Source organism: Paenarthrobacter sp. UW852 (assembly GCF_024608385.1).
GTDB lineage: Bacteria > Actinomycetota > Actinomycetes > Actinomycetales > Micrococcaceae > Arthrobacter.
On record NZ_JAMSGY010000011.1, the window covers coordinates 17,291 to 31,477 of the forward strand.

Below are 14,187 nucleotides of genomic sequence, written 5' to 3' on the forward strand. Positions count from 1 at the left end.
GTCGGGGCTCTCGCTCTGTCTCTGAGGCGGGTCCACGCGCTGCGGGGCAGCGCCTGGTGTTTTGCAACAGCAAGAGAACCATCCCGAACAAAGGAAGAGCCATGACCACCCTGACCACGACGCGTGTCCCGCTCAAGCAAATGGACCCTGCGATGCTCGTGTTCGAACTCGAGCGGGAGATCCAACACCTCATGCCCGGCACCACGAACACGGAGCTCGTGACCCGCGCAGCTGCGACGGCCTCGTTCCTGCACCGGAAGCAGACCCGCTTCATCAGGGGAGACATGCCTCGCGTGCCGTACATCGAGCATCCGCTGCGCGTGGCGTTGCGCCTCCTGCGCTGGGGCGTCACCGACGCTGAACTGATTGCCGCAGCACTGCTGCATGATGTCGTCGAGGACTGCAGCAAAGAGCTGCTTGCTGCTTTCGGCCAGCCGGGTGAGGATCCCCTGGGCTACCTGGCGCGGCTGTACGGCCGGCGCGTCTCGGTGCTCGTTGGGGCGGTGACGACTCCTGGCGGCAGCACCTCCTACGAGGAGCACCTCACGCGGCTTGCCAACTCCGGTTCCCGGGCGCTGCTCATCAAGGCCAGCGACCTGAAGGACAACGCCGGTTCGATCCGGCACCAGCTCGGCCACGGCCAGGATTCGCGCATGTACCGCATGCTCTTCAAGTACATGCCGGCCGTCGAGATCGTCGGAGCAGGTCTGCGCCGCTCGCTCTGCTGCCCTGCGACCCAGCAGTGCACCATGGCTGCCATCGCCGCGATGGAAGATCTCAGCCACGATCTGGCAGCCCTGTCGGCCGAGCATGGCATCGACTGATCAGCATGCCGCATGTCGCAAAATTCAGAAAGGAACCTGATGGGAAGCAGGCAGGTAACTCTCACCTCGTGTGATCGCTGTGGAGTTGAGACGGAGTCGGATGTTGCCCATGAAAATTCAGACAACTACGACCCGGCCGCCCACGTATGGCGGACATTGAAATTCCACTACATCCAGCCGTGGTTCTTCTTCTGTCCCGATTGCGTGAAGGCCTTCCTCAAATTCATGGCCATGGAAGCAGTGCTGCCGGTCAGAGTGATCCGCAGGCCCGACCGTCCCTGAACCAGAGAACCAGCACTACAGCAGAGACCCCACCGTCAGGAGCATCAGCTCCGGCGGCGGGGTCTCTTTTTTCTCTGGTCACTTCTTTCTCCCGCGGACCGGATACTCCGGCTACCAGCCGGAGCTGAAGGGCAAGCGCACGTCACCGGAGAGGATCCCGCCGCACAGGAACAGCAGTGCGGAGACGCCGATGAGGCCAACGGCGAAAGCCACCGGCCGGTCCTCGTAGATCTGCCGCAGCCGGGAGACGAGGCTCTGTGGCTTCTTACTGGTCTTGTTCGGGTCTCCTGCTGGACTCTTCCGGGTCTCGTCGTGGTCGGTCATGGGTCTGCATCCCTTCTGGTCGGTGTGTGGTCTGGTACTGGGCGGTGGATGGTCTCGTCGAGGGCTGGTGCGGGTCCCGTCAGAGCCCCGACTTCAGCGGCACGACGATGTCGCCGACCATGAGCACCAGGCTCATCGACAGCATCGCGAAGCCGATCAGGTAGGCGACCGGCAGCTGCCGGGCGACGTTGACGTGACCGGGATCAGGACGGCTGAACCGCCGTGCCAGGCAGCGCCTGGCCCCTTCGAAAGCGCTGCCCGCGATGTGGCCGCCATCCAGCGGCAGCAGCGGGATCAGGTTGAACACCCCAATGAAGAGGTTGAACGAACCGACCACCAGCCCGAGCAGCGCAGCCTTGCCGCCGAGGTCGAGGCCGGGTTTGGTAGATGCCGCGACCTCGCCGGCGAGCCTGGATCCACCGATGACCGACATGGGTCCGTCCTGGGCACGCTCGCCCTGGCCGAAGATCGCCTGGGCGACGTTGTACACCCGGGCGGGCAGCTGCACGATGGAAGACACTGCGTGCCCGGTCATCTCGCCCATGCGCGCCATCGTGTAGACCGGGCCGTACCTGGTCACCACCTCGCGGGACTCCGGCTCGACACCGAGGAAGCCCACTGTCGCAGTCTGCTTCGGGCCGTCACCATCGAGGTCCCGCGGCATAGCGATCGTGTGCGAGGCCTGGAGCTTCACCTGCGTACCATCGCGCTCCACCTCCATGGCAGCGACGCTGTCGCCGTTGGCGTGGATCAGGTCCGACAGCTGTGACCACGAGGTGACTGGCTGGCTGTTGAAGCTGACGACCACATCGCCGGGACGCAGCCCCGCCGCCCGGGCGGGGGAGACCGGGTCGCTGTCTTGGCACGCAGTGCGCTTGGCGTCCTGGGGGATCACGCAGTCGGAGACGACGGAGACCGCAGGGCGGCCGGTCGGCTCGACCGAGTGCACGCCGTAGATGCCATAGACACAGAGGAAGCAGAGGAACGCCAAGGCGATGTTCACCCCGGGGCCCGCCACCATCACCAGGATCTTCTTCGCCGCGGGCAGCTTATAGAACAGACGGTCAGCGTCGCCGGGTTCGACGAGCTCGAACTCCGCCGCCCGGGTCTGCGAGACCATCTGTGCGAACAGGCCCGTGTTGGACTTGCGCAGCGTGAGGGGCGCGTCCGGGGTCGCGGTGCTGGCTGCGACGAGGACGTCGCTGTGCGCTTCCTGGTATGCCGGCGCGGCTGCTGTATCTGCTGGCACCTGCTCGCCGCGGGAAATCTGCTGCTCGCGGTCCGTCTCGGGCGGGAACATGCCGATGATCTTCACGTAGCCGCCGAGCGGGATGAGCTTGATACCGTACTCGGTCTCGCCCTTCTTCAGGGACCAGACCGTCGGGCCGAAGCCGACGATGTACTGGCTCACCCGGCACCCGAACTTCTTCGCGAAGTAGAGGTGCCCCAACTCGTGCAGCGCGATCGAGACGAAGATCGCGGCCAGGAAGATCACCACACCGAGCACGTACAGGGCGACCTCCGGACCCGTCACGGCGTGTACCCCTCGTCGGGCCGGCTCTGTGCGATCGTCATCGGTGCATCCCCTCGTCATGCCTCGTCTGTCGATGCTCTATCGCGATAACAGGGAGCATCGACTCCCATACGTCAATTCTCGCATGTCGAATGCCATTCAGACAGGACGCGGCACTGATGCCGAGAGATGCGAAGAGCCCTTCCTGATCCTCTTTCGATGATCAGGAAGGGCTCTTCGCCTGCGCGGACCCGGGTCAGTCCGAGTCACCGCGCGTCAGCTCAAGAGCAGCCGCCTCACGCTCCCTGTAGACCTCGTAGAGCGTCCGGCCCGCCGCATCGACCTGCAGGAACGCCAGCAGCGCCTGGTCGACGTCGATCATCCCGGCGGCCACAAGCGCGAGCTGCGCCTCGAGCCAGGTCTTCATCACGCGCCAGGCAACACGCTCAGCCTGGGCCCGGCTGGTCCGCTCGGCGCGCGACCCCGCCTTCAGCCGGCCGGCGGCGTCCTCCTTCTGCGGCAGCGCCTCCATGCGGTCGACGCTGGCTGGAAGAGAGAAACCGCGCTGGCCATGCGGCGTCGCGAGCAGGAAGTCCAGGGAACTGGGCACGCCAGAGGCGTCGTAGTCGACGCCGATCCGGAGGGCCCCGTGCTGCGCGAGCAGCGCCTGCATCTCGGCGACGGTCTGCGCCGCCGAGATCTTCGTGGAGTAGTTGACCGGAGCAGCCACGGCTCAGCTCTCCTGGTCGTCGTCCACCGGCACCAGCTCGCCAATGCCGCGGACCGTCCAGTCGCCGCTCGCCACATTGACGAGCGTGCAGTTCGACCCGGCGGTCGCCTCCGAGTCATACTCCTCGAAGACGTAGACCCGTGGCGGCGTGTGCACGCCTTCGTAGACGTCCTCATCGAGCATCACGCGGCCGCCGAGCTCGACGCCCTTGTGCATGACGACCTCCGGCGACTGTTCCGCCTCGTCGTCACAGTCAGCGGCGTGGGTCCCGGCGGCCTGGACCGGAGCCCCGGCCAGCGAGCCGAGAAGCTCGGCTCGGCGCGCATCAAGCTCAGCCAGCCGACCAAGGAGCTGACCCTGCTCTTCCTGCAAGGCCAGCAGCTCGGTCACGGCCCCTGAGGGGCCAGGCGCGACTATCACGCCGCGGCCTTGCTGCGCTTGCCCTCGGGCTTCTGGACCTCGACGGCCTTCGCCGCCAGGTACAAGCCCTCACGGTTCAGGTGGCGCGAGTACGCGGCGTCGAGGTAGAGCACCGGGATGCCGCCGGCGGCCTTCTGCAGGACAGGGCGCAGGATCTCCTTGATCGGGCCGGAGCCGCCGCCGTAGACGTACACCACTTCGGTGGTGCCGCCGACCTCGGCGAGGACGTCCTCGAAGCGTGCGCCGATCTCTTCGGCCAGGTACTCGGCCTCCTCGGAGACGTAGCCGGCGGCGCGATCAAACCGACCCTGGAGGAAGACGCTGGGCTCCTGCTGCAGGAAGTCTGCCAGCGCCTTGCGGTTCTTGAACCGCAGGTCCTTGTCGCCGCTCGTGCTCATGCGGTCCAGCGCGTTCGTCAGCGCGGTGCCGTAGCCCTGGTCCAGCGTGCTGGCCGCCTCGGAGTTGAATCCGCCGTCGGTGAAGACGGGGAAGTTTACGGTGCCCTCGCCGACGTCGACGCCGACGGTGTTGCGCACACCGACCAGCAGCTCCGCGGTGACACCCTGCAGGCGCGCGGCCTCCTCGGGGTCCGAGGCCCGCAGATCATCCAAAAGCGCCTGCGCCAGCGGCGCGCCCTTGTCGGTGATCGCGAACTGCGCGGACGCACCTTCGGGCAGGACCTGCACATCCTCGAACTGCAGGCGCACGGTGACCGGCGTGGAGAAGTTCTTCACGGTCACCAGGTGCACCGTGGGGTCAGCCGCGCCCAGGAGTCCGACGAACTGCGCAGCGTAGGCGCTGCGGCGCTGCACGTACTCGGCGATCGGCAGGGCCAGGCCTGCGCGCACCGTGGCACGCAGCTCGCGGTCCGGCAGCGCGCCGTGTTCGCGGACGTAGTCGCGCAGGGCCTTGGCGGCGAAGACGCCCAGGACGAGCACCGAGCTCAGTTCCTGGTCGGCCTTCGAACGGGATCCGACGACCTCGAACTGCGTGAACTTCGACCCCGGGGTGCTCAGGGCCGCACGGCCGAAGGTGCGCAGGTCCGAGTGCCCGATCAGGGGAGTGGTGAACGAGGCGGCGACGCGGTTGTAGAAGTCGTCCTCCACCACGATCTTGAAGGCATCCGAGTCAGCCTCGGGCACCTTGGGCGTGGAGCGCGAGGTGCTCACCACGGCCGAAGGAAGGTCGATCGTATCGAAGACCTCCTTGCCGTGGACCTCGCCGCGGATGACGCCCTTGACGTATCCGTTGCCGACGTCGATGCCGCCGGTGAGCTGGATGGTCTTCTCGGCGGTGCGGGTGTTGCTCATGATTGTGTCCCTCTCGGTCAGGAAGTCGGTGTCTCAGGAAGTGCGGTACGGATCAGCGGGTGAGGAAGGCGTTTAGCCCCGAAGGGACAGAAGGCTCCTCGGCGGGAACAGAGTGGGGCTCGCGGACAGGAGGCTTGGGCGGCGGCTGAACAGCCTGGGCTGCCTCAACGCGCTGCACGGGCTCTGAAGGAACAGCAACAGGCACGGCAGTCTCGTCACGGCTTTCGCGACTCTCGTGCTGGCTTTCACTACCGTCACGGCCGTCATCGCCGCGTTCCTCTCCGTCATGGGCCTCGCTGCGCCCAGGGTCCTGCTCGCCCTGCGGCGGGCGGCCGCGCCGGGGAAGCTGCTCAACGGGACGGTTGACCACGTCGATGTAGCCGTCGCGCTGGATGGACTCGCGGATCAACAGCTGGAGCGAGCGCGAGATGTCGTACTGCTGGTCCAGCCACCGGTTCGTCGACTCGTCGGCCCGCGGGACGCTCCAGCGCAGACGGCGCGGCTCGGCCTTATCGGTCATTGCGAGCACCCCCTTGCGCCCTCGTGCTGATGGACACTGTCCTCGGTCATCGCGGCCCCCTCTCATGCGCGGTCCCCGAGGCGCTACTGCCAGTCGGGGACCTTTCGACTCATTTATTAGTCATCATTCTACTGGTCTTTCAATGGTCTCTGCAAGGACCACGCCAAGACCAGCAAAAGGCCACCAGCAGATCAGGCCTGCATCACCGTGAGCGACCCCTGGCCGCGGCGGGACCCGTGGGAGCCGCCGGCAGGACCCGCAGAAGGCCACGGGTCAGCCGGGGAAGCAGAAGACACAGGACTCATCAAGGGCTCACCCGGGACCGGCACGCGGTCCGCTGCGGACCAGCAGAAGACCTCGATCAGGCCACCTCACATTGGAGGGCGCTCGGTGGTCCCACACAAAGCACAGAAGCGCCCTCGAAGAGACCAGCAACAGTCCACCGTCGCGAGCCGGACCTGAGCAGACCTGTAAGAGACCATCATGGGACCAGCAGTACGCCCGAAGCGGCCCCAAGGAGTGCCATCTGGAACTCAATGGGGCCTGAATGACCTTTCTGGACTCTCTCGGGTCTTTTATGGGTCTGGTCTGTGTCCCTGTCTGGCCATGCTGGTGCAATGATCTGTCGACTCCGGGACCAGAAGGGGTCCAGCGATGCGGGCCCGGACCGGTACCTGGAACACCCGCCTGCGACACCTCGAGGCAGTCCTGGAGCGAGCGGAGGAGCTCTCGGAGCAGGGTGGAGCAGCTGTGGTTGCGCCTGTGGCGTCACCGAGCCGCCCGGGGGCCGCAGGGAGAGCGGAGGGAAAAGGCGAACCGGGTAGTAGGGCCCCGCATGGAGCGAAAGGGCAAAAACTCCGCTTCCTGGAGAGGCTCACGGGCGGTGGGGGTCCAAAAGGTAAGAACCCGTGAGCCTCTCCAGGAAGCTGCACCTGGTGGGAGACCCGGGCGGCTCGGTGACGCTGGGAAGCGGGGGCTCCCGTTGGATCCAGGGAGGCTTCATGCTTCCCGGGAAAGCTCCTCTTCTGATGCGTCCACGAGGGACAGGCCGGGCGGTGGCCGTCGAGGACTCGCTGTCGCTCATCCGGAGCGCAGCTGCCACCAGGTGGGGCAGGCGGCCGGCCCGGAACGGCCCCCGGCAAGGAAGCGGTGTGGGCCCCACCTCGGACGCGGTGCGACAGATGCTGGCGCGACCGCGAAACAGAGCCGGAGTGAGCACCCGCACACCGGTGCGACGAGCGCACCGGCAGATCAGTGCAGTGCTGTGGCAGCAGAGTTTTCCACAGCCTGACGCGACAGGTCGCGGGGAGTGGTGGACCGCTGCGCTCCGGGTCTGATGCGCCTGCGGCAGCAGGATGCACCAGGGGGTGCGGACCGGGCTGCGCCCGACGTCGCTGACGCTACGTGTGGGGACCCGTACGGGTACCCGCTCGTGCCTCGCGGTGGTGCGGAAGATGCATCCGTACGGCGTTGCAGCGGGCGGCAAAAGGACTGTACACCCAGAAGCCCGCAAATCCAACGGAAACGACGTGACCCGTACACCCGCTGCGCGGATGGAGAGGGGGTGTACGGGTCAAGGGTGTACGGGCCGTTTCCCCTGATATTCCAGGCTTCCGCTAACGCTCCAGCCGTGGAATGGCGAAATGGCGGCAAGAGAGGAAAGGGCATAAGGGAACCTGGCAACAGCGGTCCTGCGGACCCTCCGCTTCGCTCCGGTCTCTCGCTGCGCTTCGAGACGCTGTTGGTCGGCATAGCCGACAGGTTCCACCGCTCGCTTCGCTCGCCGGTCCGTCAGTCGCTGCGCTCCCTCCGGCTATGCCCAGCGCTGCGCTTGAGTGGAGGACGCCCCCGCCTGCCCCGCCGCATTTGTCCACAGGTGGACGACGCGGCAAAGGGTGCAGCCAGGCGGTGGATCACCTGGCGCTGCGCACCAGGTTTGTCCGAGGAGGACGGCCCGTCGGCCGGCCCGCTGCGCGGCCCAGTCGGAGCAGTTCCCGACACGGTTCACCAGTGGGCCGTCAGGCCAGCGGAGCTGGCACGGGAGCTGGATCGTACATCGAGTCTCCGCGGACCCCTGGCGGGACCTGCACTCGATGCCCGACACCTGCATCCCGAGAAACAGAAGAGGCATCGTCATGACACACGCCCGGAAGGCATCCAGGTCCGCACGCCGGCCACAGCCGCAGCTCTCGCCCTACGACACCGGAGCCAGGTGCGAGGCCAAGCCGTGGATCCCCTACGGAGAGCGAGTCACTGCGGCGAATCCGGCGGAGAGCTTTGGCAAGGTCGACTTCGACGATGAAGAGAGCGGCACGGTCTGCGTCGCCTACCTCGAGCGCGACATGGACGGTGGATACACCCTCCACGTCGCACCGCTCAGCGAGGACCGGAAGGTCCGGGTGGCAATCCATTACGAACGCGGCGTTGCCAGGGTCAACGGTGCCCAGGCGTCGGCAGCTGCCGCGTAGTGACCTGCCGACTGAGAAGGAACACCGGGAATCATTCCGGAAAACATTGCGGCGAAAGAGGACGCGAATGATGCAGCGACAGACGAGTATCACAATCCGGACTGCCACCGCGGCGGCCTCGGCGGGATCTATGCCGATGACCAAGATGACCAGCCGGGAGGCATCACGATGACCAGTGGATTCAGCCATGCCCTGCTCGTGACCGGTTCCCGAACCTGGGACGCCGCGGAGGCCATGAAGGCGGCTTTGAACGAGGCCTGGAGAGCCTGGGGACCGTCTGCGGTCGCCCGACCCGTGCTCCTGTCAGGGCACTGTCCCAAGGGTGCTGACGCCATGGCCGAGCGGCTGTGGCGGGCTGCCGGCTTCGAAGTAATTGAGTTCCCGGCCGACTGGAGCGCTGAGCCCAAGGCGGCGGGCTTCACCCGGAACCAACGGATGGTCGATGCCCTCGTCGCCATGCGCGCCGGGGGAACGCAGGTCCGTGTCGCCGCCTTCCTGGACCTTTGCAGCAAGTGCGACCAACGCACCGGCCAGCAGCAGCTGATGCCCGGAACGCCAGTGCACTTCTCACATGGCACCGTGCACGCCCGCTCCCGCGCCCTGGCTGCAAGCATCGAGGTCGAAGACATCATCCACCCGCGCCTGCCTCCGTTCTGACAAGTGCACACCCCGGACATGACAACAGCCCTGCAGCTGGTGCTGCAGGGCTGTTGATCCTTGATTCGAATAGGTGGCCGGAAATCTCTCCGGTATGGCCCGAAAGACTGCGGAAAGGGTGGGGCTAGAGAGTCCGCTCGATGCCGTGTGCCTCATCGTGGGCCTTCATGACAGCTTTCGGAATGCGACCAAACTCGGGCACTTCATGACCGTTCTCGCGCGCCCACTTACGGATCTCCTCGCGTTCCTCGGGCGTCGTCTCGGGCACGAGTCGCTTCTTCTCGCCCTTCTTAGTGGCCTTTCGACCCTTAGTGATGTATTCCTTGAGATTCTTCTCAAGCTCTTTGCGCTCTTCGTCGGTCAGGTCTATCTCGAACCAGGTGTCGCCCAGTCCGAAGGTGACTGTGGCAGCATCCGGCTTGCCACTGATGTCCGACTCCACAATATTTCGAATAGCCATGTCTTGAATGGTAGACGATCCGAACCACCTTAGAGAAGTCTTTGGGCGCGCCAGAACGACAGATCTTTCGAATGCCTTCATCATAGGCCGAAAGCACTGCAATACCAGCATAATCCACCTGCCACACTGCTAAAATCACACTGCCAGCGGGTGCCTTTGCCCACCCCTGTAAACCGACCATTCGACACGATCGAGAGGCCCCCCCACCATGACCATTCTCCAGACCGTCGACGACCATCCACTGACGGACGATCGCGTCGACCTGTTCGCCCTGATGTGCCAGCGCCGCGGCTGGACCGACGAGTACCTCCGCGAGATCGAATCAGCTGAACACGACGAGCTCCTGGGCCTGGCCGAGATGGTCGAGGCCCTGGAAGACGCCCGGGCCGCCGGCCACAAGGTCACCATCGCCCCTGACTTCGACATGGACGGGATCTCCTCCGGTGTGCTCGGCTACGCCGGACTGTCAGAGCTCGGCTTCGACGTCGAGCTGCACGTGCCCGACTACCGCCGCGGCCACGACCTCACGCCCGAGGACATCGCAGAGATCGCCGCGACGTGGCCGGACACCAAGGTCCTGCTGACCTGCGACGGGGGAGTGAACTCCCACCGCGGGATCGCCGCCGCCCGGGCTCTGGGATGGAAGACCCTGGTCACCGACCACCATGAGGAGCTCGAACCCGGTTCGAGCGCCGACGTCACCGTCGACCCCTGTCGGATGGACGAGACCTACGCCAACACCGGCATCTGCGGCGCGCACGTGCTCTACCAGGTGTTGGAGGCCTATGCCCGCGTCCACCGGCCGGAGAAGCTCTGGGAGATCCGCCTGCTGCGCCTGTTCGCCGGCCTAGGCACCGTCTCCGACGTCATGCCCGTGCTGTACGAGAACCGGCAGCTGGTGCGCGACTCGCTGTCCATCGCACGGCTGCTGTACGCGCCCGCGCCGCGCACGGTCCCGACCCCCTGGGGCTTCGACCAGGACCCCGAGGCGATCGACGTCGGGCAGTCGACGCTGATGCAGCTGCTGCGCGTCGACCCGCACCACCCGGCCTTCGTCCGGGCCTTCGAGGGCTTCGCGGTCCTGCTGAAGGCTTTCGGCCAGGCAGGCAAGGTCCGAGACATCGACAGCATCGACGAGGGCTTCTACGGGTTCTACCTCGCGCCGGCGATGAACTCCCCGCGCCGTACGGGCGACCCGCTCGCACCGTGCTTCGGCGTGTTCACCGCGCCTGACCAGGACTTGATGCTCGAGGCGGCACACCAGGTCATCGCGACCAACGAGAGCCGCAAGGAGCTTGTCGAGGTCCACACCCGGGAGCTCGAGGAGGGTGATCAGCCGCTGGCCCCCTGGGTCTACTTCTCCGAGGCCTACCCGGGCATGTTCGGTCTGCTCGCCAACCGGCTGATGGAGCGCCACGGCCACCCGGTCGTCGTGCTCAACCGTCCCGCCGGGCCGGATGACTACGTCGGAGGCTCCGGCCGGGCACCGTCGTGGTTCGGCATCATCGACACGCTCGAACACCAGGACGGCATGCGCGCCATCGGCCACCAGCAGGCCTGCGGCGTCAAGGTCGACCGGGCGGAACTGCTCGACGGTCTGGTCGAAGCATTGCGGGAGGCCACGCAGGTTGCCCTGCTGGCTGTCGTCCAGGATGAGCGCCGGGCCGACCTGGTCCTGGGCCCGGACCGGGACTGCGATGCTGGCCTGGACGACCTGGAGCCTCTGGTCGGCTTCGTCCGGCGTGTGGAAGCGCTGCGGCCCTTCGGCCACGGCTTCGTCGAGCCGGTGGTCGAAATCGCTGTCGAGCCCCTCGGGCTGCGGGTGGACCGGATCGGTTCCGATACTGACTGCGGCCATGAGCGCACCGACGCCAACCTGATGACCAACGCCCGCGGCTACCGCGTGTGCCGCCTGTGCAAGAAGCACCTGCGGCTGGTCACCAGGTCGGGGCTGTCCTGCCTGTGGTGGAACGTCGCCGAGGAGAAGGAGCCGGAGATTTCGGCTCTGACGCGGTCGGCCAGCCGCACCGAGGTCGGAACGCTGCGTTTCATCGCGAAGCTGCAGCTGAACACCTTCCGCGGCGAGACCCGCGTCCAGGCCGTCATCGAAGAGCAGATCCCCGCGTCTGTCTGACCACGGAAAGGAGGCGGGGATGCCCGCTCCACCCATCAAGTCCCGGCTCGTCTCCATCGCGTGGTGTGTCCTCGTGCCCCTCGACGTGCTCGCCGCCTACCTGGGACTTGGCCTTGCCGTAGTTTCCGTGGTCGGCGAGCCCGTCCTGGGTACGGCGGTGCTCGGAGGCCTGGTGGCGCTGCTCGTCGGCGCTGCCAGGCTCTTCCGGCCCCGGTGGTTCGCCAACGCGCCAACGGTCCGACCGATGTCCGGAACACCGCGCTTTACCCGAACGGTGCTTGGGTGCCTGGCTCTGGCGTTCTTCGCCGGCCAGTCCCTGGCCCTGTGGCTCTATACCCTGGGCGGCTCGGCGGGATTCGATGAATCGACCCGAGCCAGGACAGACGCCGGTCCCGTCGTGGCCCTCCTGCTCGCACTGGTGGCAGCGCCGGTGGCCGAGGAGATGCTTTTCCGCGGCCTGCTCTACCCGCTGCTGCGGCGCAGGGTCGGCATCGTCGCGGCGGTGCTCGTCACCGCCGCGGGCTTCAGCCTGCTGCACGCCAACGTCGTCCAGTTTGCTGCCACGCTGCCCCTGGCGGTGCTGCTGGCGCTGGTCTACGAACGCACCCGCGTCCTGTGGCCGTGCGTGCTGCTCCACCTGGCCTTCAACCTCACGGCCGTCCTTGTCCCCGCCCAGCTGCTGGGCGCACTGGCGAACCCCGTCTCAGCGCTGCTGATGACCGCGGCGTTCCTCGCGTGCGCCCTGGCGGTGTACCGCATGGCGGCACCCGCGCCCGGGCCTGCACAAGACGACAGGGAAGCCGGCGGGGAAGAAGGCAGGGAAAACGAGCCACAGGCCGCATAGCGGCCGGGCTGAATGTGCAGGACTGACGCTGGTGCCCTCCGGGCGACCTTTCGGCCGTGGGCCGACGGTCGCTCCGGAGGGCCTGCTCTCGGGTGACCGGGGTGATCCGGTCACCGGGGGATTGGCTGAAGGATTTTCGTCAGCCAGACCTGAGAGGAGGTGGATCCACCATGGCAGTCGTCAACAAGTGCACGTATGACGCGCAAGGCCGGCTCGTGCGCCCCAGCGGCAGCGAAGTGCGCCGCGCGCGGTTCGCCAGCGACTTCGACACCGGTGAGAGGCCGACCTTCGATCGAGGGTCCATGCACTTCTTCACCATGAGCACCAGCGGCCGCACGGCGGAGCAGGCGCACGAACGCGCCCGCGAGATGCTCGCCCGCTTCTTCGAACGCGCCGAGTCCGTCGCTGGCTTCCGCAAGCTCGAGATGCGCCGGAGGCAGGGTGTGATGCCCTGCAACCGCAACGTCTCCATCACCTACGAGATCCTGTACGCCGTCGAGGACGGCCACCGGGTCCGTGCCCACATACCCGAGTCCCCCAATGCGGGATACCGGCGAGGCCGCAGCGCGGCCGCCTTCTAGGCGGCCGGCGCACCCTGGGCCTCGCACCAGCGTGAACGCGCAGAAAGGCCGGAGAGCTCCCTTCCCACGGGGATGCTTCTCCGGCCTTTCTGTTTTCACGTTCCTGTGACAACAACGCCTGGTGACGGTTCCTGGCCCTAACACCAATGCCCACTCTATCAGTGTCGATTCATCATGTGCAATGCAGTTGGCATCCCATTCCGTCGACCATTCGAAGGTCTGTCTCGGAATCACTCGGAATCACTCGGAAGCCCGGTCGACCAGGACGCCGGACCCATCGCGATCGCTCCCGTCAGGGCCGTGAGGGCCTGATGCTCCGCTGCACGGGAGGACGCAGCGCCGAGGTGTACCACGTGTCGTGGTACACCTCCCGATCCCAGTGCTGGCCTGCTCAAACGGCGGGTCAGGCGACCGCGGCCGAGGGAGTCTGTACCACGTGCCCGAGCGGACGTGGTACGCCGTTTTGCCTTGGTAGATCAGCGTTTTCGGCAGGTGTACCACGAGTACCACCAGATTCCGAGCGTTTACATATGTGCGCGAAGGACGCCTCCGATCGGTCATCCAGCCAGTAAGAGCTCTTATCCCCATGCGCGTATATCTAGTCTTTATTTAGTGGTACAAGTGGTACAGGGGGTATATAAAGCCCGTCTGACCAGGGTAAACGCCTGTACCACGTGCAAATCTCCATGTGGTACACCCCGTTTGGAGAAGTCCTGAAATCCCCGACTGACCAGGGGAAACAGGTGTACCACGTCAAGTGGTACACCTTCCGATACCCACAGGGGGTATACCGACTCGCTGTTGCAGCCGGATCCCAGCTCTGGAGGTTCCCGGCCGGCCGGTCAGAAGAACTCCCCGAACCCCGACCAGGGGGTCGGGCGGCTCACGCCGCCCGCGGGGGAGTGCTCGAGCACGAGAACCCAGCGGCTCCGTGGGGCATACGCCCCCGGAGCCGCTGTTTCTCATTCCAGACCGCACGCTCTCGTCGTGTCGCCGTGGCCTCCGGGTCTCGCGCGCGACCCCTCCGAGCCCCACCCGGGTACCACCCGCGACCTCTGTCGGACCATGAGTCGGCTATCAGTCGACTCGTTGCGAAAGACCATTCGGATGGCATAGAGTC

At 66.2% G+C, this 14,187-nt stretch carries 14 protein-coding genes; 7 read left to right on the forward strand and 7 right to left on the reverse strand.

The window, feature by feature from the left end; translation table 11 throughout:
• Positions 1-101 precede the first annotated feature (101 nt).
• Both NEK97_RS17185 and NEK97_RS17190 read left to right on the forward strand, forming a co-directional pair.
• Positions 102-824 carry an HD domain-containing protein gene (locus NEK97_RS17185; RefSeq protein ID WP_257370990.1) on the forward strand — a complete coding sequence of 241 codons (723 nt, stop codon included), beginning with the start codon at positions 102-104 and terminating at the stop codon, positions 822-824.
• A 39-nt stretch (positions 825-863) separates the two neighbouring features.
• Positions 864-1,106: a hypothetical protein gene (locus NEK97_RS17190; protein ID WP_257370991.1), complete on the forward strand. Its 243-nt coding sequence runs from the start codon at positions 864-866 to the stop codon at positions 1,104-1,106.
• 111 nt (positions 1,107-1,217) lie between these two features.
• Here the strand turns inward: NEK97_RS17190 and NEK97_RS17195 are convergent, their stop codons facing one another.
• The 6 genes from NEK97_RS17195 to NEK97_RS17220 all read right to left on the reverse strand — a co-directional run bounded on the left by NEK97_RS17195 (position 1,218) and on the right by NEK97_RS17220 (position 5,923).
• Positions 1,218-1,430, reverse strand: a complete 213-nt coding sequence (locus NEK97_RS17195) for a hypothetical protein (RefSeq protein ID WP_142938850.1) — start codon at positions 1,428-1,430, stop codon at positions 1,218-1,220.
• Between the two features lie 79 nt (positions 1,431-1,509).
• Positions 1,510-2,964 (reverse strand): M50 family metallopeptidase, encoded by a 1,455-nt coding sequence (locus NEK97_RS17200; protein ID WP_257370992.1) that lies wholly within the window; start codon positions 2,962-2,964, stop codon positions 1,510-1,512.
• Between the two features lie 235 nt (positions 2,965-3,199).
• Entirely contained in the window at positions 3,200-3,673 is a 474-nt protein-coding gene (locus NEK97_RS17205) for a hypothetical protein (RefSeq protein WP_257370993.1), read from the reverse strand.
• A 3-nt stretch (positions 3,674-3,676) separates the two neighbouring features.
• Positions 3,677-4,093, reverse strand: a complete 417-nt coding sequence (locus NEK97_RS17210) for a hypothetical protein (RefSeq protein WP_257370994.1) — start codon at positions 4,091-4,093, stop codon at positions 3,677-3,679.
• On the reverse strand, positions 4,090-5,403 hold the full coding sequence (locus tag NEK97_RS17215) for a hypothetical protein (protein WP_257370995.1): 1,314 nt from the start codon (positions 5,401-5,403) through the stop codon (positions 4,090-4,092). Before NEK97_RS17215 ends, NEK97_RS17210 begins: the two co-directional genes overlap by 4 nt.
• Positions 5,404-5,455: 52 nt before the next feature.
• Positions 5,456-5,923 (reverse strand): hypothetical protein, encoded by a 468-nt coding sequence (locus NEK97_RS17220; protein WP_257370996.1) that lies wholly within the window; start codon positions 5,921-5,923, stop codon positions 5,456-5,458.
• A gap of 2,135 nt (positions 5,924-8,058) precedes the next feature.
• On the opposite strand from NEK97_RS17220, the gene NEK97_RS17225 reads away from it, so the two are divergent.
• Both NEK97_RS17225 and NEK97_RS17230 read left to right on the forward strand, forming a co-directional pair.
• Positions 8,059-8,391: a hypothetical protein gene (locus NEK97_RS17225; RefSeq protein WP_257370997.1), complete on the forward strand. Its 333-nt coding sequence runs from the start codon at positions 8,059-8,061 to the stop codon at positions 8,389-8,391.
• A gap of 168 nt (positions 8,392-8,559) precedes the next feature.
• Positions 8,560-9,048 carry a DUF2493 domain-containing protein gene (locus NEK97_RS17230; RefSeq protein WP_257370998.1) on the forward strand — a complete coding sequence of 163 codons (489 nt, stop codon included), beginning with the start codon at positions 8,560-8,562 and terminating at the stop codon, positions 9,046-9,048.
• Positions 9,049-9,172: 124 nt separating this feature from the next.
• Here the strand turns inward: NEK97_RS17230 and NEK97_RS17235 are convergent, their stop codons facing one another.
• A complete protein-coding gene (locus NEK97_RS17235) occupies positions 9,173-9,508 on the reverse strand; it encodes an Lsr2 family protein (protein ID WP_257370999.1) in 336 nt (111 codons plus the stop codon).
• Positions 9,509-9,716: 208 nt separating this feature from the next.
• Between NEK97_RS17235 and NEK97_RS17240 the strand changes: the two genes are divergently transcribed.
• From NEK97_RS17240 to NEK97_RS17250, 3 genes are all read left to right on the forward strand, one after another.
• On the forward strand, positions 9,717-11,642 hold the full coding sequence (locus NEK97_RS17240; protein ID WP_257371000.1) for a DHH family phosphoesterase: 1,926 nt from the start codon (positions 9,717-9,719) through the stop codon (positions 11,640-11,642).
• Positions 11,643-11,661: 19 nt separating this feature from the next.
• On the forward strand, positions 11,662-12,486 hold the full coding sequence (locus tag NEK97_RS17245; protein WP_257371001.1) for a CPBP family intramembrane glutamic endopeptidase: 825 nt from the start codon (positions 11,662-11,664) through the stop codon (positions 12,484-12,486).
• A 170-nt stretch (positions 12,487-12,656) separates the two neighbouring features.
• The gene (locus NEK97_RS17250) at positions 12,657-13,067 is read left to right on the forward strand and encodes a hypothetical protein (RefSeq protein WP_142938857.1); all 411 of its coding nucleotides are present in this window, start codon (positions 12,657-12,659) and stop codon (positions 13,065-13,067) included.
• Positions 13,068-14,187 lie beyond the last annotated feature (1,120 nt).